Origin of the sequence: Verrucomicrobium sp. BvORR034 (assembly GCF_000739635.1) — a bacterium.
GTDB lineage: Bacteria > Verrucomicrobiota > Verrucomicrobiia > Verrucomicrobiales > Verrucomicrobiaceae > Verrucomicrobium.
The window spans coordinates 17906-39554 of the sequence record NZ_BATQ01000049.1 but is presented as its reverse complement, the minus strand read 5'-3'; the positions used below and the strand labels follow the sequence as shown (position 1 = coordinate 39554).

At 59.7% G+C, this 21649-nt stretch carries 19 protein-coding genes; 6 read left to right on the top strand and 13 right to left on the bottom strand.

All coding sequences use genetic code 11. The features are described 5' to 3' along the window. Positions 1-3: 3 nt before the first annotated feature. The 4 genes from BV034_RS08870 to BV034_RS08855 form a co-directional block, all read right to left on the bottom strand. The gene (locus BV034_RS08870) at positions 4-798 is read right to left on the bottom strand and encodes a thymidylate synthase (protein ID WP_050026156.1); all 795 of its coding nucleotides are present in this window, start codon (positions 796-798) and stop codon (positions 4-6) included. A gap of 112 nt (positions 799-910) precedes the next feature. Beyond that, positions 911-1318 (bottom strand): peptide chain release factor-like protein, encoded by a 408-nt coding sequence (locus tag BV034_RS08865; protein WP_050026392.1) that lies wholly within the window; start codon positions 1316-1318, stop codon positions 911-913. 118 nt (positions 1319-1436) lie between these two features. Continuing rightward, entirely contained in the window at positions 1437-2801 is a 1365-nt protein-coding gene (locus BV034_RS08860; RefSeq protein WP_050026154.1) for a Gfo/Idh/MocA family oxidoreductase, read from the bottom strand. Between the two features lie 40 nt (positions 2802-2841). Next, a complete protein-coding gene (locus BV034_RS08855) occupies positions 2842-3696 on the bottom strand; it encodes a sugar phosphate isomerase/epimerase (protein ID WP_050026153.1) in 855 nt (284 codons plus the stop codon). Positions 3697-3892: 196 nt separating this feature from the next. Between BV034_RS08855 and BV034_RS35875 the strand changes: the two genes are divergently transcribed. Both BV034_RS35875 and BV034_RS08845 read left to right on the top strand, forming a co-directional pair. Then, a complete protein-coding gene (locus tag BV034_RS35875; protein WP_050026151.1) occupies positions 3893-4420 on the top strand; it encodes a LysM peptidoglycan-binding domain-containing protein in 528 nt (175 codons plus the stop codon). A 172-nt stretch (positions 4421-4592) separates the two neighbouring features. Beyond that, complete coding sequence (locus BV034_RS08845; protein WP_050026148.1) at positions 4593-5381, top strand: SDR family oxidoreductase; 789 nt, start codon at positions 4593-4595, stop codon at positions 5379-5381. Positions 5382-5446: 65 nt separating this feature from the next. Here BV034_RS08845 and BV034_RS08840 read toward each other — a convergent pair whose 3' ends face one another. Beyond that, positions 5447-5848, bottom strand: a complete 402-nt coding sequence (locus BV034_RS08840) for a hypothetical protein (RefSeq protein WP_265592796.1) — start codon at positions 5846-5848, stop codon at positions 5447-5449. 204 nt (positions 5849-6052) lie between these two features. Here BV034_RS08840 and BV034_RS08835 point away from each other — a divergent pair, with 204 nt between their 5' ends. Beyond that, complete coding sequence (locus BV034_RS08835; RefSeq protein WP_050026144.1) at positions 6053-9520, top strand: PVC-type heme-binding CxxCH protein; 3468 nt, start codon at positions 6053-6055, stop codon at positions 9518-9520. A 558-nt stretch (positions 9521-10078) separates the two neighbouring features. Here the strand turns inward: BV034_RS08835 and BV034_RS08830 are convergent. From BV034_RS08830 to BV034_RS08805, 6 genes are all read right to left on the bottom strand, one after another. Further along, positions 10079-10870 carry a TatD family hydrolase gene (locus BV034_RS08830; protein ID WP_050026142.1) on the bottom strand — a complete coding sequence of 264 codons (792 nt, stop codon included), beginning with the start codon at positions 10868-10870 and terminating at the stop codon, positions 10079-10081. Positions 10871-10993: 123 nt separating this feature from the next. After that, positions 10994-11896, bottom strand: a complete 903-nt coding sequence (locus BV034_RS08825) for a formylglycine-generating enzyme family protein (protein WP_081887691.1) — start codon at positions 11894-11896, stop codon at positions 10994-10996. Positions 11897-12111: 215 nt separating this feature from the next. After that, on the bottom strand, positions 12112-13317 hold the full coding sequence (locus BV034_RS08820; RefSeq protein WP_265592795.1) for a hypothetical protein: 1206 nt from the start codon (positions 13315-13317) through the stop codon (positions 12112-12114). Positions 13318-13401: 84 nt separating this feature from the next. Then, the gene (gene lgt, locus BV034_RS08815) at positions 13402-14343 is read right to left on the bottom strand and encodes a prolipoprotein diacylglyceryl transferase (RefSeq protein ID WP_050026138.1); all 942 of its coding nucleotides are present in this window, start codon (positions 14341-14343) and stop codon (positions 13402-13404) included. 84 nt (positions 14344-14427) lie between these two features. Beyond that, positions 14428-16494, bottom strand: a complete 2067-nt coding sequence (locus tag BV034_RS08810; RefSeq protein WP_081887680.1) for an FAD-dependent oxidoreductase — start codon at positions 16492-16494, stop codon at positions 14428-14430. A 120-nt stretch (positions 16495-16614) separates the two neighbouring features. Further along, on the bottom strand, positions 16615-17565 hold the full coding sequence (locus BV034_RS08805) for a DMT family transporter (RefSeq protein ID WP_050026133.1): 951 nt from the start codon (positions 17563-17565) through the stop codon (positions 16615-16617). A gap of 182 nt (positions 17566-17747) precedes the next feature. Between BV034_RS08805 and BV034_RS08800 the strand changes: the two genes are divergently transcribed. Both BV034_RS08800 and BV034_RS08795 read left to right on the top strand, forming a co-directional pair. Next, on the top strand, positions 17748-18635 hold the full coding sequence (locus tag BV034_RS08800; RefSeq protein ID WP_343123285.1) for an aminotransferase class IV: 888 nt from the start codon (positions 17748-17750) through the stop codon (positions 18633-18635). Positions 18636-18729: 94 nt separating this feature from the next. After that, positions 18730-19191 (top strand): AP2 domain-containing protein, encoded by a 462-nt coding sequence (locus tag BV034_RS08795; protein WP_009964100.1) that lies wholly within the window; start codon positions 18730-18732, stop codon positions 19189-19191. A gap of 265 nt (positions 19192-19456) precedes the next feature. On the opposite strand, the gene BV034_RS08790 is transcribed toward BV034_RS08795, so the two are convergent. Then, complete coding sequence (locus BV034_RS08790; RefSeq protein WP_050026130.1) at positions 19457-19735, bottom strand: DUF167 domain-containing protein; 279 nt, start codon at positions 19733-19735, stop codon at positions 19457-19459. A 279-nt stretch (positions 19736-20014) separates the two neighbouring features. Here BV034_RS08790 and BV034_RS08785 point away from each other — a divergent pair, with 279 nt between their 5' ends. Continuing rightward, complete coding sequence (locus tag BV034_RS08785) at positions 20015-20656, top strand: DUF1080 domain-containing protein (RefSeq protein ID WP_050026129.1); 642 nt, start codon at positions 20015-20017, stop codon at positions 20654-20656. 113 nt (positions 20657-20769) lie between these two features. On the opposite strand, the gene BV034_RS08780 is transcribed toward BV034_RS08785, so the two are convergent. Further along, positions 20770-21525 (bottom strand): FkbM family methyltransferase, encoded by a 756-nt coding sequence (locus BV034_RS08780; protein WP_050026128.1) that lies wholly within the window; start codon positions 21523-21525, stop codon positions 20770-20772. Between the last annotated feature and the right edge of the window lie 124 nt (positions 21526-21649).

The following is a 21649-nucleotide window of genomic DNA, read 5'->3' as shown; positions in this document are numbered from 1 at the left end:
GAGTTAAACGGCGATCTCGGCCTTGATGGCCGGCCACGGGTCGTAGTTTTCCAGGGTAAAGTCCTCGAACTTGAAGCCATCGATGTCGCGCACCTCTGGATTGATCTTCATCACCGGCAGGGAACGCGGCTCGCGCTCAAGCTGCAATCGCGCCTGATCGAGATGATTGGCATAAAGATGGAGATCGCCAAAGGTGTGCACAAACTCTCCGGGCTGCAGATCACAAACCTGCGCCACCATCATGGTGAGCAACGCGTACGAGGCAATATTGAAAGGCACCCCCAGAAAAAGATCCGCGCTCCGTTGGTAGAGCTGGCAGCTCAGGCGGCCCTGGTCCACAAAGAACTGGAACATCAGATGGCAGGGCGGCAGAGCCATCTCCCCAATCCGGGCCACATTCCAGGCACTGACGATGTGACGGCGGGAATAGGGGTTCTTCTTGATGCTGGCGATGACGTCCGCGATCTGGTCGTGCACCAGCCCATCCGCCCCCTGCCAGCGACGCCACTGGGCCCCATAGACCGGTCCCAGATTGCCCTCCTCATCCGCCCACTCGTCCCAGATAGTGACCTTGTTCTCGTGAAGGTACTTGATGTTTGTGTCCCCCTTCAGGAACCACAGCAGTTCATGAATGATGGACCGCAGGTGCAGCTTCTTGGTGGTCAGCACGGGAAACCCGGAGCTCAAGTCGTACCGGGACTGCTCGCCAAACACGGAATAGGCCCCCACGCCGGTGCGATCCTGGCGGAAGCTGCCATGCTCCAAAACTTTCTTCAACAGGCGTTGATATTCGAGCATGAGTAAGAGTGCACAGGTGGGCTAAGGTTGCAACGATTTGACGGCACCATGTCCCGAATGCTCGCAGTTTCCCAAACAAACTTTTGGGCACCACGAAAAATTCCCCTCTCCCTCAGTCGCTGGACGCCGACCGAACCCGGGTGCGCTGCTTCTTCACCTCACTGCGCTGGTGTTTGGTTTTCAAGATCCGTTCCTTCAGCCCCCGGGGCCGCTTGCGGTTCTGGCGCTTCTTTTTCTCCACCGCATTCCGCTTTTCCAGCTTCACGGCGGCCAGCTTCTCCTCCAGCTTGGCGCAGAGTTCCTCTCGCGCAACCAGTCGGTTCAGGCTTTGGGATCGCTCCCGTTGACAGCGAACTTCCAACCCCGTGGGAATATGCGTGAGCACCACGGTGGAGGAGGTTTTGTTGATTTTCTGCCCACCCGCACCAGTGCCACGGATGAAGGTCTCCTCCAGATCTTCCTCCCGAATGCCCAGTTTGAGCATGCGCTGGTGGAGGGCGTTGTCATCAGGAGCGGCCATGGCGGAACTTACCACCATGTAGGAGGATGAAAAGACGCTTGTTCTGCGCCCCCTGAAATACGAGACCCCGGCCTGCCATAGCAAACCGGGGTCTCGAGAATAAGGCTGGAGGGATGGACTACACCACCTTCGTCACGCCTGGGATGGCGATCGGGTAGTTGCCCGACTCATCCGGCTTGCTCGGCGGCACGGTTTCCCACGTCACCTTGGCAGGCATGAGCTGGATCTCGCTCTTGATCGCATCATCCCACTTCACTTCCTTGCCGCCGTAGGTGGCCATGCGTCCGAGGATGGAGGTCATGGTGCTCTCTGCGGTGTAGTAGGCGTCGTTCTTGGGCTTGTTGTTCAGGATGGCGTCCTGAAGCTCGTTGTGCTCCACCTGGTAGGGGTTCTCATCCTTCTGGCGGAAGTCGTACTTCCAGATGACGTTGCCCTTGTAGTCCGTGGCGTAGCACTTGTTGTCGTTCTTGAGGTACAAGATGCCCTTGGTGCCGTGGAACTCTTCGCGGATCTGGTTGAAGCAGCCCTTCTGGTGACGGCACTGGCTGTTCACACGCACGCCGTTGGGGTAGGTGAACTCTACGAAATGATGGTCGTAAATTTCACCGTACTTGCCGGGGGTGTCGCCCTTCTTCTCCTTGCGCACTTCACGGCCGCCCATGCCCTGGGCACTGATCGGCGCACTGCCGATGAACCAGTTGGCGATGTCGATGTTGTGCACGTGCTGCTCGGAGATGTGGTCGCCGCAAAGCCAGTTGAAGTAGTACCAGTTAAGCATCTGGTACTGCATCTCAGTCATGCCATCGAGGCGGTCCTTCACCCAGACGCCACCGTCGTTCCAGTAAACCTGGCCGCTGACGATCTCGCCGATGATGTTGTTTTCCTTCACCTCTTTGAGGGCTTCACGATAGCACTTCTGGTAGCGACGCTGAAGGCCGGTCGCCACTTTGAGGCCCTTCTGATCAGCCACCTTGGCCATCTCCAGCACCTTGCGGATGCCCGGAGCGTCCACGGCCACGGGCTTCTCCATGAACACGTTTTTGCCCGCGTTCACTGCTGCTTCGAAGTGATAGGGGCGGAACCCAGGAGGGGTCGCCAGGATGACGAGATCACACTCCTTGATCACCTTCTCATAGCCATCGAGGCCCACGAACTTGCGGTCGTCGGTCACGGCCACCTTGTCGGCGTGCTTGTTGCTCAGGTTGCTGTAGGAGCCGTCGAGACGCTCCTTGCTGGCATCTGCCATGGCCCACAGCTTAAAGCCGCTGTTAGGGCTGCTCAGCGCCTGGTCCGCCGCGCCGGATCCACGACCGCCGCTGCCGATGAGGCCGATTTTGATCTCCTTGCCGGAGGCGGCGAAGGCGTGAGTGGCGTTGCTGAGAGCGACGCCAGTGCCCGCGGCGAGAGCCCCGCGGAGGAAGCCACGACGCGACGCCTTTTCAGGCACGTAGATGGCATGGTGGTTGGATTCGTGCGTAGTCATGGTTGGAACAGGTTCACTTTAACGTGCACTTCACGCCGTTCTATTCAGCCAGCGTGCTCTTGATCAGTTCGTAGCCTTCCGTATAAACTTCCTCAGGGGAGGAGAAGAAGTCACGCCACACGCGGGTGGCAGCGGCGAGGTCTGGCAGGGAGCCACCAAAGGCTTCAATCGTGAGCCAGCCATCGTAGCCCAGCCCCTTCAGCTTGCGGATCGCCTCACGGCAGGGGGCGTGGCCACGTCCGGGAGTGCCGCGGTCATTCTCAGAAATATGGACGTGGTTCAGCTTGCCGGAGTTGAACACCGTGTCGATGGCTCCAAGCGGGTCCTTCTCCTCGATGTTGGCGTGGAAGGTGTCGTACATGGTGCCGAAGTTCGGGTGGTTGACCCGCTTGGCATAGCTGGCGGCCTGCTCCATCGTGTTCAGCAGGTGGGACTCGAAGCGGTTCAGGGCTTCGATCGCGCACTTCACTCCGGCGGCTTCAGCCACAGGCGAGACCGCGCGGTGCACCTCAGCGGCGTGTTCGAGTTCCGTTTCTGTGGGGAAACGACCCGTGAACTGGCCCAGCACCTGGTAGTAGGGACCGCAAAGCACCTGCACGCCTGCGTTGTGGGCGCATTCGAAGACGGACTTGAGGTGATCGATCGCTCCCTGGCGGTTCTTGGCGTCCGGGCTGATGGCGTTGTGCGCCTCGTCTGGAAGCACGGTCACGGCGGTGGCTTCCAGGCCGTTGTCCTTCAGCGCCTGCCCGATGGTCTTGAAATGAGCGGGATTGCTCGTGTCGAAAATGGGAATTTCCAGACCGTCATAACCCACGGCCTTGAGTTTGGGGAACAGGGAAAAATTCTCTTCGGTCACGTGACCGGTCCAGAGCAGCAGGTTGAATCCGATTTTCATGGGACTGCGAGACTAGGGAGTCCCCGCGGGAGACGCAACTCCGCCGTGCGTGAAAATGTATGCGAAATCAGACAAGGCAAAGGCGCTTGCAACGATTCCCATCACAGCGATAGTTAACCCCTGTTAATCATCTTTCGCTTGCGCTGGCTGCAGGTTTCACCAGCATCTCCACCTCCACCCCTCACCACTCCTTTCCATGAAGCCCGCTCTGATCCTGGCTGCCGCCGCAGCCCTCTGCGTCGCCGCAACATCCTGCAAAACCACCAAGGGTGCCGCTGGTGGCGGTTCAGACTACCAGGAGTACACCAGCGCGGGCGCTGATGGCGGCTACAATCCCTATCCCGGGCAGCCGGGCTATCAGGAGTACACGGCTCCGAGCAAGACCAAGCCGCAGCCGACCCCGTCCTACGCGTCAAACAGCGCGCCCCAGTACCAGCAGTACACGCCGCCACCACAACCCACCTACACCCCGCCGCCTCAGCCGAGCTACACCCCTCCTCCTGCCAAGAAGAAGACGGTGGCCAGCAAGACCACGCCTAAGAAGTCCCCGGCAAAACCGGCGGCGAAGAAGCCCGTCGCCAAGGGCGGCTCCTACGCGGTGAAGCAGGGTGACACCCTCTACCGCATCGCCCTCAATAAGAAGACCACCGTGAGCAAGCTGAAGAGCGTCAACGGCCTGACTTCGGACGTGATCCGTCCCGGCATGACGCTTAAGATCCCATAAGTTCTCCCATAGAGGTCTCAAGACACCTCCAGCCAGGCTCCGCTGAGACGGAGCCTGGCTTTTTTGTGTCCACTCACCGACTCCGAACCTCTCGTCCACTCTCCTCCCGCGAACGTTCCCAATTGGGTACCCCCCAGCACTCCCCCTTCCCGCCAACCGAAATCAGCCAGCCATGAATCTGCATCTCTCCGGCAAGACCGCCCTCGTCACCGCTTCCACCGGAGGCATTGGTTTGGAAATCGCCCGCACGCTGGCGCAGGACCGCGTACGCGTCATCCTCAATGGACGCACGCCGGCGGTGGTGGAAGCCGCCATCGCCAAGCTCAAAGCCGAAATCCCAGAGGCCACGCTCCTTCCTCTCGTGGCAGACAACGGCACGCTCGAAGGGGCAGAGCAGACGATCACGGCCTACCCAGAGGTGGACATTCTCGTAAACAATCTCGGCATCTATGAAGTGAACTCGTTTTTCAAAGAAAGCGATGAGACCTGGCGGCGGCTGTTCGAGGTCAATATCCTCAGCGGTGTGCGTCTCTCCCGTCACTATCTGGAGCGGATGATCGCCAGAAACGACGGTCGCGTCATCTTCATTGCCAGCGAGGCGGCCCTTTCCCCGCCAACCGACATGGCTGCCTATGCGGCCACGAAGTCCATGCAGCTCTCTCTTTCCCGCAGTCTGGCAGAATTGACTAAGAACACGCAAGTGACCGTCAACACCATCCTGCCCGGTTCTACCGAGACAGAAGGAGTGGCCAAGATGGTGCAAGGGCTCTTCCCGGACCTGAGTGTTGAGGAAGCAGGACGCGAGTTCATGAAACGCGACCGCCCGCTTTCCATCATTGGTCGACTCATCAAACCGCAGGAGATCGCCGATCTGGTCGCCTTTGTCTCCAGCCCTCGCGCCTCTGCCATCAACGGAGCCGCACTCCGCGTAGATGGTGGGCTGGTGCATCACATCGCCTGATCCCTCTGCGTCACAAGCCTCTCCATTTCCTTGAACCCTTGCAGACTGGACGAGAGCAGCGGCACCTAGCTCATCTCCAGACGGAACTGAGCCCCTTGAGCTTTTGCGATCTTGAGCACCTCTACCAGAGCCATCAGGTCATCAGCCACAGCTTCGGGGGTCTCCAGAGCCTCTGCTGCATCGGGATTCTGAAGGATAACCCTCGCCAGTGACTCGAACGCGGCGATGCCTTGGGAACAGTCAAACCATTCTTCACACGGTCCCAGCAGCTCATCCAATTCGTCCGGGCCTCCTTCGAAGTCCTCAGGAATCTCACGGGTGTCACCGAATGAAGAAAGCGCCGGAATTTCATATTCCTCCGCCAGTTCATCCAATGCCTCAAACTCCATGGCCAAGTCTTCCCCATGGCTGTCGAAGCTGGCATCTGACACAGGAGGATGGAAGACGGGATAGATTCCTAGACTCATAGCGAAGGTATTGAAAGTGGATTGGAGGTTGTTGGCCGGAAGGCCGCGCAGAAAATTCGACAAATCACAGCACAAACCACCCCACCCGTCAATATTCCGTCCTTTGAGTTGAGATGAATGATGCCTAATGGACCTGCCCATACCGGAGGCATCTCAGAACACCCACTCTGAAGTTTCCCCACCCTGCCTGCGTATGAGAAGGTCATGCACCTTCCTCGAGCTCTCTACCTGTCCCTGATCTTCGCCAGTGGCTGGGGCGCAGGCACCTACGGCCAGGAATCCAGGGACCGCTTGGTCCGGGACACGGAGCCGCTCAGTGCAGTACAGGAACAGGCTACCCTTCAGGTCCCGCCAGGATTTGAGGTGCAACTCTTCGCCGATGACGCCCAACTGGGCGGGAAGCCCATCAACCTCGGGTTTGACCGGCGCGGAAGGCTCTGGGTCACGAGCACCTTGGAGTACCCCTATGCCGTGCCCAAAGAGAGATGGGAAAACGGGGGCGTGCATGCCAAAGGAGGACGCGATTCCATTCGCATCTTGGAAGACTTGGACGGCGATGGTCGGGCCGACCGCTCCACCGTCTTTGCCAATGAATTGAACATCCCCACCGGCGTACTGCCGTACGGCAAAGGCTGCATCGCCTGGAGCATCCCAAACATCGTCTATTTCGAGGACACGGATGAAGACGGTGTCTGCGACCGGCGCACGATCCTCTTTGGACCGCTGGGCTACGAGAAGGACACCCACGGCATGATCTCCAGCCTGCGCCTCGGGCTGGACGGCTGGATCTATGCCACGCACGGCTTCTCCAACACCTCCCACTTCAAGGCGAAGGATGGCTCCACCCTGGATCTCAGCAGCGGCAACGTCTTCCGGTTCAAACCCGATGGTTCGAGGGTGGAACGCTGGACCACCGGCCAGGTGAACCCCTTTGGCCTGTGCTGGGACTCGCGTGGCAATCTCTACTCAGCAGACTGTCACAGCTCCCCCATCTACCAGCTCATCCCTGGAGCGTCGTATCCCAGCTTTGGCCGCCCGCACGATGGCTTGGGCTTCGCTCCGGTCATGTGTGAGCATGCCCATGGCTCCACAGGAATCGCCGGCGTGGTGTACCTGGATCAGGACGTGTGGGGGCCCGAATGGAACGACCACATGCTGGTGGGCAATCCCGTCACCTCCAGGGTGAACCAGGACCTGATCACCTTCACGGGCAGCACGCCGAAGGCGAATGAGAAGCCTGATTTCCTCACCAGCACAGATCCGTGGTTCCGCCCGGTGGATCTGCAACTGGGCCCGGATCGCGCGCTGTACATCGCGGACTTTTACAATCGCATCATCGGTCACTACGAGGTGCCGCTGGATCACCCAGGCCGGGACCGTGCCAGCGGACGCATCTGGCGAGTGGTGAAGAAGGATGCCACCCGTGCGTTGCGGCAGACCGCCCTGCACCAGATGACCAAGGAAGACGTCATCACCAGACTTGGAGACGCCAGCCTGACTCTGCGGGGCCTGGCGGTGGCAGAGCTGAAAGAGCGGCTCAGCGGGCCTGCGGCAAGCGAGGCGCAACAGATACTGGAGAGAGTCGCCCCAGAGAATGCCCTGCAAAGGGCTTCAATGGTCTGGCTGGAAGCAGCCCGTAAGACAACACCCTCTGGCGTCGATCCGCTGGAAGCGATTCATCGTGTTCGCTCGCTCGCGGAAAAGAACACGTTCGATTGGACCCAGACCGATCCACACCTCCTCTCTGTCGCTCTGGAAACTGTCCCGTATCGAGATCACGTGCCGGAAGTCGGACAACTCCTCGCCCTTCGCGCCCGGTTGCCTGAAGGTGATCTGCGCATGCAATACGCCTGGCGACTGGCCGTGCAAAGCGTGTTACGACGTCAGTCCCCCACCGACTGGAACTCGCTAGCCAGGGAGCAATTGGCTGCCCCCATCGAGCGGGAACTCTTGCTCGTGGCCTGTAGCATTCCCTCTCCTGACTCCGCCCGATGGATCCTGCAGCGGCTGCAGCAGTTCGCTTCCCCTGCCTACTTCCAGGCAGTGGGTGGCGCGGGTCCTTTGTTGGCCCATGTCGCCAGACAGGCAGGTCCAGAGCTCGAGACCGAGTTGGTGGAACTGGTGGAAAAATGCCACCCCGGCGATCTGGATGCCCAGTTGGAACTCTATGCCGCCATCACAGAGGGCAGAAAGCGGGCGGGGCAACCAGCTGGCCGCGCTGTGGAGAGATGGGCCGGAAGCCTGCAATCCGCCCTGCAGTCATGGCTCTCTCAGGCGAAACAATCGGGCTGGGTGCGCACGGGCACAGGAAACAACCCCTGGGTGCTCCAGCAGCGCCCCTGTGAAGACGGGAGCGAGGGCAGTTTCCTGGGAAGTCTGCCGCCAGGCGGGGAAAAGCTCACGGGCTCGCTTCGATCTCCAGATTTTGAACTGCCGGATCAGCTTGAGTTCTGGATCGCCGGACACAGCGGCCCGCCCAACCAACCACCTCACGAGCGAAACGTCGTAAGGTTGAGAGATGCGCTCAGCCATGAAACCCTGGCCTCCGCCTGGCCACCCCGCCAGGACCGTGCACTCCCCGTGACCTGGACGTTCTCCCGACAGAAAGAAGCTCTGAAAACCCTGGGACAGGCCTTGCCTCGCGTTTACCTCGAACTCGTGGATGGCGACAGTGGCACCGCCTACGCCTGGCTCGCGGCGGGACGATTCACGCCACAACCAGTGGCCTACCCCGATGACGATGCACAGAGCTTGAACCGGCGCATCGCGTCCCTGGCTCAACTGGTGCGAGACTTCCCCACACCGGACGGACTGAGTCAGTTGCAGAAGGTGGCTGCCCCCACTGGGTCACTTGCCCCTGCCACCCGGGGGCATATCGCAGAAGCTCTCGTCACTGCCCATCCCTCTCTCCAGCCCCTGGCAGGACTGGCGCGGGAGGCGGAACTGGCACCGCTGCTCTTCAGCCTCCTCGCTCAGCCGTCCCAGACGGCCGCACTCCTCGACAAGGCCTTCAAAGAACAGCCTTACCGCACCCAGGTTAAACTGGCGACCGCCATGGCCGCCACCCCGGAACAGAGCGCCCAACTGCTAAAACTGGCGCCCCCTCGCGTCCTGGCCGACCCTGTGGTCACCGGGAAACTTCAAGCGCTGAACCAGGCAGACATCACCCGCCGATTGGATGAAATCACCCGCGCCCTGCCACCTGCAAACACCGGACTGGATGAGGTGCTCAAAAACCGCCTCACCGCGTTCACTCGTGAACGGGGCAACGCCGCGGCAGGCGAACAGTTGTTTCAAACGAACTGTGCCGTGTGCCATCGTATCGGGGTGAAAGGCAACCTGGTGGGTCCCCAGCTCGACGGCATCGGTGCACGGGGTGCCGAGCGGTTGTTGGAGGACATTCTCGACCCCAACCGCGCCGTAGACCCGGCGTTCCGGATGCACTTTGTGAAGAAGCGCGACGGCGGTGTGCTGGGAGGCCTTTTGCGACGGGAGCAGGATGACCAGCTCATCTTTGCCGATGCCGCCGGTCAGGAGCATGCCGTGAAGAAGGCCGACATTGCCGAAGACCAGGAGTCCCCCTACTCCCTCATGCCCATGGGCCTGAACGAGGTGCTGGCGGGACAGGCCCTCAATGATCTGCTGGAGTACCTCCTGGCGAGGAAGCAGTGAGGTTGCTGCCGAGGGAGGACAGCAGACCGATCGCCGCGCTCGGAGTGCCATCCAAGGAGACCCAGCCAGCGATACTACTTCATTCCGCAACTGATCCCTCAACGGGAAGCAGATGTCTGGGCACTTGATCCTGCCTCGCCTCGCGGCCGTGGAGCACACCTTGGGCACTTGGTCGCACTCCACGGGAAAACATCGCATACCAGGAAGTTAGTGCCTCCTCACGTCGACAGCTACGAGCGACGTTGGCGGTCACTCAGCCGAAGGAATCTTCAAACACCTTTTGTATCGGCAAACACCTCCATGGCTCACGCCTTTCCTCTCACCCACTGGTGTTTGATCCCCAACCACCCAGCGCCCCGGTAGTTGTCGGCGTGAGGAGGCACTAGCTGAAGCGTCTACAGGCTTCGCCTTCTCGCCGATGTCACCAGGTTTCAACAGACCCTGGTCCTCCACGCGCGAGACGCTGGGGGGGGAATTGTAACACAGTCCAACGTTGGACGTGCTCTAAGCGAGTCTACGGGCTCCGTCTCCAGAGGCTCCCTTCGCAGGAGCCACAAACTAAGCCGGCTTCCGAAAGAACGCCGCTGCCGTCGCCCCAGTCTCGCTCACCAAATCCTCCAATCGCATCCCACGGAGTGAGGCCACGAACTCCGCCGTATTCGCCACATAGGCAGGTTCATTACGTTTGCCCCGGAAAGGCATGGGGGCTAGATAGGGGCAGTCTGTCTCCAGCATGAATCCACCCGATGGCACAGCACGGGCACACTCCTGGATCACCTGCCCGTTCTTGAAGGTGACAATCCCGGTGAACGACACGAGATGTCCACGCTCAATCAATGGCAACGCCTGCTCACTGCCACCGGTGAAACAATGAAACACCCCACGCAGACGGTCGGACCAGGGCAAGACCTGGGCCACCAGATCCTCAAAGCTTTCGCGGTTGTGCAACACCACGTTGAGCTTCAGCTCCGCGGCCAGTTCCAACTGACGTTCCAGAACGAACGCCTGCTGTTCTTTCCATGAATCCAGCGTGAAGCCCTCCGGGGGCTGGTGATAATGGTCGAGGCCGATCTCCCCAATGCCGACCACTTTGGGGTGCTGGGCGAGTTCTTTCAGCTCTTCCACGAAGGCGTCTCCCTTCACAGTGTCTGCGTCGCATGGATGAATGCCCACTGTCGCCTCCACCTCGGGATACATGTCGGCAATTTCCAGCACTCGCTTGGAATCCTCCAGCGTAGTGCCAATGCACACGATCCGCTTCACTCCCGCCGCCCGCGCACGATCGATGATCTCAGGCAGATCAGTGGCGAACTGCCGGCTGGCAAGATGGGCATGGGTATCGGTGAGCATTGGGAAAGAGTGAAGAGTTATGGGTTATGCGTTAGGTGGAAAGTTCACGATCTCAAGTTCCATCGTCGGCAATCCCGTCCTCACCAGCTCATAACCCATAACATCTAACCCCATAACCCTTCCCTAATTCTTCACACACCGGAAGCCAGTGTGATCCGCGCTGCTGTCGGGATCATTGAACATCCTCGACCCAGGCCGGTAGCCCGTACAGTAGAGAGGGCTGCACAGAAAGGATCCCCCTTTGATCACCTTCTTGGGGAGATCCGGTTCATTCGGATCATACCCTGAGGTGGGACCAGGAGGGTTGAGCTTCGGACTGTTGCGGAAGTAGTCTGGATGGAACCAGTCTGCGACGAATTCCCAAACGTTCCCCGCCATGTCGTAGAGGCCAAATTCGTTGGGCGGGAAACTCTTCACGGGAGCAGTGCCTTTAAAGCCATCGACAGCGCGATCCTCCACCGGAAAGGAACCTGTCCAAGTGTTGGCCATCTTCACCCTCTGCTCACCATTCTCACCCCAGGTAAAGGTGTTTCGCTTGGTGGGCCCCACGCCCCCACGCGCGGCATACTCCCACTCAGCCTCTGAAGGCAACCGCTTGCCCGCCCACTTGGCATAAGCCTCGGCATCCTTCCATGACACACACACCACCGGGTGGTTCATGCGGTCTTTGATGCTGGAGTTGGGGCCCTCTGGATGTCTCCAGTCGGCCCCATGAATGTAGCGCCACCATTCCAGGAAGTTGTCCAGGTTGGGCGGAGCCACGGCAGGAGGCGTAAACACCACCGCACCCGGCTTGAGCTGATCCGCCTTGATCATAGGACGCAATCGTTCCGGAAAATCCTCCACCTTCGGGACCCGTTCTGAAGTCGTGACGTAGCCCGTCGCTTTCACAAATTCCTCGAACTGGGCGTTGGTCACCTCATGCTCGTCCATCCAGAAGCCGTCCACAGCAATCTCATGCACAGGGCTCTCCTCCCGCCTCACATTGTCGCCCATCAACGCCTCGCCACCAGGAATCCAAACCATGCCGGCCGGAGTCGCTCCAGGGGGAGTCTTGGAGGTGTTCTTGGGCCCTGTGGGTTGCTTGGACGAAGGCGAGCAATGGGTTCCCAGGGGCAGAAGGCTCAATGACAGGAGACTAAGGATGCAGCGGGTCAGAGACAGGGAGACGGCCATGAACAAGAGATGTCAGTGTGGGGATCGGAGTGGCAATAACTTGCCGCCCTTGGGAACGAGGCACTTCAAGGATTCTGTCGCTCGTCTTTGGGCTTTGTTCCGGATGCCTCCACCGGAGGAGGAGGAGGCGGCAGATCCCATGCGGTCACCCACTCATCTTTCTGAAGGGTGAAGCCCCTCGCCAGCAGACGCTTCTCCATATCGGGCAAGTGGGCCGCACCATAAAAGATGGCGATGTGCTTTTTCCCCGCCTTGATCTGCTGCTCCATCACGCGAAGCGCCACCTTGTTTCTCTCCGAGACGATGACGGTGCCGTCGCCGGATTCCATGCCGGTCATGACCGTCTCCACACTGTCAAACGTCCGACCGAAAAGACGTTTGAGCTCCGTGGCGCTATCTTTACGGCAAAGAATCTCCAGGATCTTGAGCAAGCCCGGCTGGTTGGCATTCGACTGCGGCTGATTCATCTGCACCTGCACCGCCTTGAGCCACAGGGCAATGAATCCCTCATTGCGCTGATTTTGCATGGCAGCGAACTCCGCCAGACTCATGTCTGCATGGACGAAATTGGCCGCGTGATAGTCAATGACATCGAGCTGCCCGGAGAGAGACAGGGTGTTCTGGATGGTGGCATGCAGGCCGTGAAGCCAGGAGAGCTTGCCCGCGGCGGCCTCCTCTTCGGCCTCAAATGCATCTTGCTCAGGCGTGAGCCCGGTTTTGCCCTTCATGTAAGCCTCCAGATCAGCGACACGCTCCTCAACGCTGAGGGCAGTGGAGGCCGACTTGGGAGTGGAATCTTTCTTTTCCGCAGGTGCTGGCGCAGCTTTTGGAGGTGTGGCCGCCTCGGTCTCAGGCTTCTTCTTCAGATTCTGCGGCTTCTGCCGGGCCTTTTCCGCAGCCAGCTCGCGGCGCTCTCGCTGGCCGATAGGGCCGCCCACCATCTCATAGAGGACGACCTCGTAGCCTTTGAACGCCTCATTGAGCTTCTCGAAGTAAGCCTGGTCCGCCACATGGATCGCCCCGATCAGATCCACGACCACGCCTTCTTTGTTCCGATAGGACGCGATGCCCGTCTGGAGGCGGGCGCCAGCATCGTCCTCCACAAAACGGACAAAGTCCGTGCCAGCAGGCGCTGGAACGGCGGGAGCGACTTGGGCCGTGGGAGATACGCCGACCGATGGGCCGGACTTCGCAGCCGGATCAGCCGCCAGCAACGCTGGTAGCAGAGGGATTGCCACAGCGGCAGCAGCAAAGAGGCGTCGGGGGATCATGGCTGACATGCTAGCATGAGACCCAACGCTTTCGCAAAACTTCAAAATTCAAACCGCAAACTTCGCCTTCTCAACCAGCGGATCCTAGGTCGGGATCTTTTTGCGGTTCACGAAGTAGGCCCAGGCAATGAACGCCAACCCGATCAAGATCATGAACAAGGAGTAGAACTGCCCCTTGGTGATGCCAATGATGAGGCTGGAATCAGGCTCGCGGAAGGTCTCGCAGACGATGCGGGCTATGGCGTAGAGGATGAAGAAGATGCCCGTGAGGATGCCATTGGGAAGGTTCTTCACCTGGGTGCGGACCAGATAGAGCACCGTGAAAAGCACGGCCCCTTCTGCGAAACCCTCATAGAGCTGGGACGGGTGAACCGGGTGCAGTGCCGCCTCGAGCTTTTGCATGCCATCGGGCGCCTGGTTCACCAGGGCAATGATGTCCGGACTATGCTGGGGAAAAACGTCCCCAGCTGCCTGCAAACCCCAGTCGGACGGGCGGATGTCCATCTGATGAAGCTCGGTGGGGAACTTCATGGCCCAAGCCACATCTGTGGGGCGGCCGTAGAGTTCGCCGTTGATGAAGTTCGCGATGCGGCCGAACAGGATACCCAGCGGTGCACCGACCACGAGGTTGTCCCCCAGCCCGGTCCAGGAGATCTTGTGTCGCCACGACCAGTAGAGGGTGAACAAAGCCAGACCCGCAATGCCACCGTGGCTGGCCATGCCACCGTCCCAGAGCTTGAAAATGATCAGCGGATTGCGAATGAACTCGCTGAAGTTGTACAGCAGCATGTAGCCAAGCCTTCCCCCCGCCACCACGCCAAACAAAGCAGCATAGGTGATGAAGTCCCCCACCTGTTCCGCCTTCAACTCCCCGTAGCCCCGGCGCGCCAGCCGCACCATCACCAGATAGCAGCAGTAGAAACCCAGCACGTACGCCAGCCCATACCAATGGATCGCCAGGCTTTTGCTGAAGCGGATGACTTCAGGATTAAGATCGTGGAGGTAGTAGGCGAGCGTAGCGGGCATTCGGAAAGGGGCTGAGACAAACGCAGGGCAGAGCTCCCTGCAAAGCGGGCCACACCCATTAGTCACCCTGCCGGGGAAGGCAAGCTACATCGCAGGCACCGCCGCCAGCTCGTCCGGGGTGGGGGCAGGCTCCGTAGGAGCAGTGAGCAGGTCAAAGAGCGTGAGCATGCCCACCAGTTTCTGATCTGCATCGCACACCACGGCCTTGCTCGCCCCCGTGCGAATCATGAGCTCGAACACTTCCGGCAGCGGCATGTGAGTGGCGATGACCATGGCGCGCTTGATCGGCAGATCCTTCACCAAGGTGTCGGGGTCCATGGCATTGTGTTTCAGCCATTCGTAGCAGTCGGCCCGGCGCAGAAGGCCACGCACCCGCCCTTCTGCGTCCAATACTGGATAGGTGCTATGCCGCTCCCGGTGGAAAAGGTCCAGCGCCTTGTCGAGGCGGTCGTCTTCATTGAGCGACGCCAGTTGGCGCACCATCAGGTCACCCGCCGTGCCGCTGCGGGCGCGCTGGGGCAGCTTGGCCATCACATGCTCAATCTCCTGCGCGCTGTCATAGGTCTCTGCCGTGCGGCGGAAGAGCGTGCTGAGGGAGCCAATCGAGCTGACCAGTTTCTGGAAGGTGCGCTCATCGATGGCCACCAGGGTGCTGGGCTCCTTGGCCGTCGCAGTGTAGCGCCAGATATGGTCCTCCAGCAGCGCCCTCTCGCCAAAATGATCGCCAGCCACAGCAGACTTCACCACCTCACCGCTTTCGTCAGTGATGTCCACCCTCCCATTTTTCACGGCGTAGAAGGAGAAGGCGGGCTCTCCCCGATGAAACAAGGGATCCCCGGCTTCCAGGTGCATCTCCTCCATGGGCGAGGAATACTGAGGCGTCAGGAGGTTGATATCCCGTGGGAAGAAGAGGTCGAAGGTCCATTCCGACATCACCCTGAGCTTGCGGTCCAGCCCCGGGAGCTTCATCAGATAAATCGTCCGCCACATGAACCAGGCAATGATGCCGGAAAAGTGCCAGCCAAAGATCTCCGCCACCGCCTTGCGGTGACCAATGGAGGCCAACTCGCCCAGCCCGGTAAAGGCGAACGGCGTGAGAGCGCGCCCTTGCAGACTGGCCACGAGATTGTCTCCGACCAACAGACCCTGACGGTAGGCAAACTGTGCGGTCTCGGGGCACTTTCCCCCGCCTGATTTCGGGAAGGAGGCACAATCTCCCGCTGCCCAGACATGGGTGAGCCCCTTCACCTGGCCAGTGGCCTCCACCACGACGTGGCCTTTTTCCAGCGGCAGGTCCCCGGAGGCACCGAGGGCCAAAATCTGCGGATGGGGCGCATTCCCCACGGTGCAGACCACCGTGTACGCGTCGATCTTCCGCCCGTCATCCAGAATGACCGTCCGGGCGGTGGCCGCCTTCACCCGGGCTTTAAAGAGGATCTTCACCCCCATGTTCTGCAACTGGGTGCCAGTGTAGTCCGCCAGCTTCGCCGAGAGCATGGGCAGCACCTTCTCACCGCTGTGCACCAGCGTGACGCTGAAGTCCTCCGGCTGCACCTGCTCATAAAAGCGACACATGGAGTGCAGCAGATCGATCATCTGGCCGGCCGTTTCCACCCCTGAATAACCGCCGCCCACCACAATAAAGCTGAGCAGGCGGCGACGCGTTGCCGCATCCGAGATCAAGTTGGCCTCCTCCATCCGGCCGATGATGGTGGCCCGCAGCTTCATGGCATCGCCGCAGTTCCGCACCAGATAAGCGTGCTCGCTCATCCCGGGGATGCGGGTCAAATCCACCTCCGCACCCAGGGCAAAGACGATGTGATCGAACGTGAACTCCACCGTGCCTGCGGTCACGCCGCCGTCCAACAGCAGCCGCTTGCCAGGCAGGTTCACCGATTTTACCAGGCCGCGGAAGACATCCGCCCCGTCACAGATGAGGCGAATGGGGTTCACGACATGCCGGGGGGCCAGAGAGCCTCCCACCACCTCCGGCAGCATCGGCTGGAAGACCATGTGATTCTCCCGAGCTATGACCCCCACTGATTTACCGGTCCCCTTTAGCTTTTTGACCAGCCGCTGGGCGCAGTACACACCTGCGAATCCGCCGCCAAGAATCAAAACGTCGTAGTGCCGTGGGGAAGGAGAACTCATGCGCAGAAGACCATAGCAAGAATGGGGGCAAGGCGAGTGATGTTTTTGTCGCGTTGGGTAGCGACACCAACCCTTGCTCTACTCTCTTATTTATACAGTCATACGGATTCCAGGCACGACTCACGCTGCCACAACCATGCCAATCACGCCAGCCACCGCGATGATCGCGCCGAGGACGCCGCGCCAGCCAGGACGATCCTGCTCCAGCCAATAAGAAAGGGGCATGACCAGCAACGGCGTCGTGGCGGTGATGGACAGCACCACCCCGCTGCGCAACTCACCAAGGGCCCACTGAAAACAACTGACTCCCCCAATGGGCCCGCAACAGGCGGCAGAAAGCAGCCAGAGCCACACCCTTCGATTCATAACCTTGTTTGCACCTCGAATAAATTTTCGTTCATCTGCCCGATTTCCTCCAACTAGCCAGTTGGGTAGTTTCATCGAGAAGTACCACGTCAGCATGGCAAAGCCCATCCCGGGCAGCACGCGCAAAAAAGCCTGCCCGATGCCGGTGATGACCAGTCCCTCTCGAACCGCTTCTGCTTGAGCCAGACGACTCAAAGCGGCCCCAAAGCCCTGCCCACAACCTGCCAGCAATGCCAGCAATACGCCCCAACGAACGGCTGAACGGTGACCCGCACCGCGCAATGCAGGAGGCAATCGCAGCCCTGCACTCAAGGCGACCGCCACGCCGCACAAAATAACTCCGCCCATCAAGGCCTGATGCAGCGTCAGAAAAGTACCAACCAGCCAAATATCCCCTATGGTACCGAACAACGGCGCACTGCACAAATACAGGAGCAGGGTAAGGCGTGCCCCCAGTCTCGGATAGGCAAGAAAAAGCGCGACATCCCCCACCCCAAATCCTACAACGCCACTGTAGAACAATCGTTGCGCCGTACACGTAGTGAGATCCACCGGCCCCGTCCAATACGCCAAACTTCCCAATGCCAGGGTCGCCAGCAACAGCCTCAGGGCGTTGGCTTTCAGCGCCCCCAGGCCCACTGCGGCCCTCTGCCCGCATATGCCCGAACCGGCAAACAAGATGGCAGTGAGAATGGCGGGCAGCATGCCCCCATGCGTTAGCAGTGACGTGAGGACAAGCAAGCCGCATCACCCCTCTCTTCGCGCGAGAACGAAGGGCCGGGTATTTTCTCCGACCAGACCCCGCTCGGCCCAATCCAGTTTTTCCGTCCACTACTCCACCACCCTAATGCATGATAGGTTTGATCCACCCAGTTTTTCCGTGAACGATGGTTCCGTGCTCCAGTCACAACTACATGAAGTCATCTGCTGAACCCCTCGTTTGGATTCGGGGCAAGGTGGTGCCGCACAGCGAAGCTCACGTGTCACCACAGGATCAAGGGTTCTCAGTGGGTGACGGCGTGTTCGAAACCTTAAAGGCCTATAAGGGAAAACCTTTTTCCCTTATGCGTCATTGGAATAGACTGGTGAATTCCTGCCAAAAAATATACGTCCAAACTCCGACTTTCATCGCATTTAAAGACATGATCGAGCAAACCATCGCCGCCAACCATCTGGAGGATGCGGATGCACGTGTGCGAGTGACCGTGACCGCCGGTGAAGGGCCGCTGGGGGCTCCGCGAGGCTCAGTGGAGCCCACGATGGTCTGCACGGCGGCGAAGGTGATCGAGCGGGGAGAGGCTGAGCGTGTAGCAATCGTCCCCTGGACCCGCAACGAGCGGGGCGCTCTGGCCGGGGTGAAATCCATATCGTACGGCGAGAATGTTATCGCCCTGAACCACGCCCGTGCCCACGGAGCTGGCGAACCCATCTTTGCGAATACGGCCGGTCATCTTTGCGAAGGTGCCACGACGAACATTTTTCTTGTTCATCAAGGCGGCCTGCACACCCCGCGGCTCAGCTCTGGCTGTCTCCCAGGCGTCACGCGTGAACTGGTGCTGGAGCTCTGCCGCGAGCACCAGATCCCCGTGTTTGAAGACAATCTTCCCGTCTCTGCCCTGCGCGAGGCAGAAGAAGCTTTTTTGACGTCATCCATCCGCGAAATCCATCCCATTTCGCATGTGGACGACATTCCCCTTTCCCTATGCCCTGGCCCAAAAAGCCTCCAATTGAGGGGCTTGTTCAGGAAGCTCATCAGCGCTCACACTGACCCGTGAAACGCTCGTTCCAAAAACAAGCCCATCTGCCAAACCAAGGCATCGTGGAGAACCCCAGTAAAACAACCAAGAAACCCTAACCCACCAACTAACTATGGCCAAAGATCCAAACAACCGCAACATCACCCGGATTGAAAACACCGGTGGTGAAGGCAAGCGCCCTGTGCGCGGCTTCGAAGTCCGCATCTATCGTCGCGGACAACGCTTCAACCAGTTCTTCTCTGACTCCGCCCATGGCGGCAAGAAGGGCGCCCTGGAGCAGGCTCGCACCGTTCGCGACAAGATGGAGAAGAAACTCAAGCCCTACACCCGGCGTGAACTCGCGGAAAAAATCTCCGCCCGCAACACTTCCGGCTACCGTGGCGTCCGTCTCCGCAAGACCATCGTGACCAAAGACGACAAAAAGTATGTCTATGAGCACGTTGAGGCTTCCTGGAGCCCCGAACCCGGCAAAGTGGTGAAGAAGTCCTTCTCCGTCGCCAAGCTCGGCCTCGACAAGGCCTGGGAACTTGCCGTCGAGTGCCGCAAAAAGGCAGTCTCCAAGATCAAAGGTTAACCTGCTGCGGGCCAGCGCCTGTGTGCTGGCCTGCCGTGAGTAATCCAGCCGCGATCTGATCGCTGGGATTCCCTCCAAATCACCCTGTACCAGGGCACCCCATTGGGGGGAATCCCGCACTCAAAACGAAATATCTCCAGGCACCTGACCTGAAGCAAACCCCATCCTCCGCCGCCGCAATCAAGCGACGACAGGGCTGGGGTTTTTCGTTGGCTGGAGGCACGCCAACGCATCGTTGATGCTTCCCGACTGGGACCAACTGCATCTACAACGCCTGAAGCCTCTCGTGAGCCTTGCCTGGCACCCGCAGAAGTTTGGTGCGGCTGGTATCACCCCTCAAAAGGCTGACCTCACCCTTCGCACAGCCCAGCCACTCTGCCAGGAAGCGGACCAATTCCTTGTTCGCCTTCCCCTCCAGCGCTGGAGCGGCCAGCTTGACCAACAATACCCGCCGCCCCTGCTCATCCGCTCCCCAGCCGATGATCTCACTGCGACGCGCATTCGGCGTCACCTTGCAAGCCAGATTCACTGAGTCATCTCCCATCAGAGGCTGACAGTAGAACGGCCTCGCTCAAGACTCCAGGCCTGAATCGCGTGCCGGATTCGACGGAGCTCTTGGCGATGCAACTTCCTTGGCAGTCACCCCCATCACACGGGCCCGGCAAGATTCACTCACGTCCGTTCCGTACAAGTCATCCCCTCCCTTCCCCATCTTGTAAATCCTCAAAAAATCTTGTTAATCCTGTCTCCACCCGCACCCAGCCAGCCCTGCCCGACCGAATTTGGGTGACAACCACCTGCCCTCGTGCAAAATCCGCGTCCGATGAAAACCACGTTTCTCACCCTCCTCAGCGTCGTCGCCCTGAGCGCCGTCGCCCTCGCCGAAGACGGCTGGACCAGCATGTTCAACGGCAAGGACCTCTCCGGCTGGAAGTCCAACGAAGAAGTTCCCGGCTCCTTCACTGTAGAAGACGGCAAGCTCAAGGTGTCCGGCGGGCGCGCCCACATCTTCTTTGTCGGTGCCGATGGCAACGCCAAGTTCAAGAACTTCGAGTTCAAGGCCAAGTTCATGACCACCCCCGGTGCCAACGGCGGCATCTACATCCACACCACCTACCAAGACAAGGGCTGGCCGGAAAAAGGCTATGAGTGCCAGGTGAACGCCACTCATACCGACCGCAAGAAGACGGGCGGCCTCTACGCTGTGCAGGACGTGCTCGACAACGCTCCCAACAAGGACAACGTCTGGTCGGACTACTACATCAAGGTCGAAGGCAAACACATCACGATCAAAATCGACGGCAAAACCACCGTGGACTGGACGCAGCCCGATGACTGGGATCCCGCAAAGTCCCTCAAAGGCATGCCCGGCCGCAGTCTGAGCGAAGGCACCATCGCCATCCAGGGCCACGACCCAAAGAGCGTCGCCTTCTACAAGGATCTTGAGATCAAACCCCTCCCCTGATCCAAGACCAGTCGAACGACCCATCTGATCCAATAAAAAAGGCAGCCCTCACCGGCTGCCTTTTTTTGCGAACAAACGCCACCGGCTTCCAACCGGATTCAGTCGTCCACCTTCTACGAACGAATACTTCTCCCCCTCTTCACAAAAATCGCATCCACCTGACGCAACTGATTCTCCTTGGTGAGAGAGGCATTGTAAAAATTGTGCAGCTCAAACCCCAACTCGTGATAGAACATCAGCGCCTCGTCCAGGCGCTTCTGTCCCTGGTAAGTCGGCCGGGTGATGATCTCGGAGTACAGCACCTCGATATTTCCCATCTCGCAGGCTGCCCGGGCGCCCTCCATCACCAGCGGCTCCGCCCCTTGCACGTCCAGTTTGAGCACGTCTATCCGCGGCACCTCCAGCTCCTTCATCACCGAATCCAGCGTCCGGATCTCCACCGTCATCGTCCTCTGGGTCGTAAGCAGCCCCTCGCCCCAGGTCACCGCCCCTTCGCCATCTGTTGGCAGCAGTGAATTCGTCTGCTCATGCGCGTTCACGTGGAACGTCCGGGGCCCGTTCTCCTCCCCCAGACCATAGTTAAACACGCGAACCCTTGGGTCCCCCGCCACCTCCGCCTTCAGCACTTCAAACGACTCGTGGAAGGGTTCAAAAGAGTACACCCGGCAGTCCGGCAACAACTCGCGAAACGCCTTCACCATCATTCCATGGTGCCCGCCCACATCAAATACCACCGGCTCCACCACCCCCTTCATCAGGCGCTTCAGCTCCCCCATCGCCGACTTCCCCCCAGCTTCTCGCACACGAGGAGTTTTTGAGATCGTATAGCCCAAACGGCCTGCCATCGTCTTGATCACACCCTTCAACATGCCGCAATCCTTGCATAGGAGCGCCCATCTGACAACCCACGGCTACGATACCATCTCCTTCCTCGAACCTCTGCAGGCGCTCACAAGTTACCGCAATCCCCGGCCTGCGTTTTTAGCCAAGCCT

Excerpts from the sequence above, each read along its gene's own strand:
- BV034_RS08870 (WP_050026156.1), bottom strand. The coding sequence starts at position 798 with ATGCTCGAATATCAACGCCTGTTGAAGAAAGTTTTGGAGCATGGCAGC.
- BV034_RS08865 (WP_050026392.1), bottom strand. The coding sequence starts at position 1,318 with ATGGCCGCTCCTGATGACAACGCCCTCCACCAGCGCATGCTCAAACTG.
- BV034_RS08860 (WP_050026154.1), bottom strand. The coding sequence starts at position 2,801 with ATGACTACGCACGAATCCAACCACCATGCCATCTACGTGCCTGAAAAG.
- BV034_RS08855 (WP_050026153.1), bottom strand. The coding sequence starts at position 3,696 with ATGAAAATCGGATTCAACCTGCTGCTCTGGACCGGTCACGTGACCGAA.
- BV034_RS35875 (WP_050026151.1), top strand. The coding sequence starts at position 3,893 with ATGAAGCCCGCTCTGATCCTGGCTGCCGCCGCAGCCCTCTGCGTCGCC.
- BV034_RS08845 (WP_050026148.1), top strand. The coding sequence starts at position 4,593 with ATGAATCTGCATCTCTCCGGCAAGACCGCCCTCGTCACCGCTTCCACC.
- BV034_RS08840 (WP_265592796.1), bottom strand. The coding sequence starts at position 5,848 with ATGAGTCTAGGAATCTATCCCGTCTTCCATCCTCCTGTGTCAGATGCC.
- BV034_RS08835 (WP_050026144.1), top strand. The coding sequence starts at position 6,053 with ATGCACCTTCCTCGAGCTCTCTACCTGTCCCTGATCTTCGCCAGTGGC.
- BV034_RS08830 (WP_050026142.1), bottom strand. The coding sequence starts at position 10,870 with ATGCTCACCGATACCCATGCCCATCTTGCCAGCCGGCAGTTCGCCACT.
- BV034_RS08825 (WP_081887691.1), bottom strand. The coding sequence starts at position 11,896 with ATGGTTTGGATTCCTGGTGGCGAGGCGTTGATGGGCGACAATGTGAGG.
- BV034_RS08820 (WP_265592795.1), bottom strand. The coding sequence starts at position 13,317 with ATGATCCCCCGACGCCTCTTTGCTGCTGCCGCTGTGGCAATCCCTCTG.
- lgt (WP_050026138.1), bottom strand. The coding sequence starts at position 14,343 with ATGCCCGCTACGCTCGCCTACTACCTCCACGATCTTAATCCTGAAGTC.
- BV034_RS08810 (WP_081887680.1), bottom strand. The coding sequence starts at position 16,494 with ATGAGTTCTCCTTCCCCACGGCACTACGACGTTTTGATTCTTGGCGGC.
- BV034_RS08805 (WP_050026133.1), bottom strand. The coding sequence starts at position 17,565 with ATGCTGCCCGCCATTCTCACTGCCATCTTGTTTGCCGGTTCGGGCATA.
- BV034_RS08800 (WP_343123285.1), top strand. The coding sequence starts at position 17,748 with ATGGTTCCGTGCTCCAGTCACAACTACATGAAGTCATCTGCTGAACCC.
- BV034_RS08795 (WP_009964100.1), top strand. The coding sequence starts at position 18,730 with ATGGCCAAAGATCCAAACAACCGCAACATCACCCGGATTGAAAACACC.
- BV034_RS08790 (WP_050026130.1), bottom strand. The coding sequence starts at position 19,735 with ATGGGAGATGACTCAGTGAATCTGGCTTGCAAGGTGACGCCGAATGCG.
- BV034_RS08785 (WP_050026129.1), top strand. The coding sequence starts at position 20,015 with ATGAAAACCACGTTTCTCACCCTCCTCAGCGTCGTCGCCCTGAGCGCC.
- BV034_RS08780 (WP_050026128.1), bottom strand. The coding sequence starts at position 21,525 with ATGTTGAAGGGTGTGATCAAGACGATGGCAGGCCGTTTGGGCTATACG.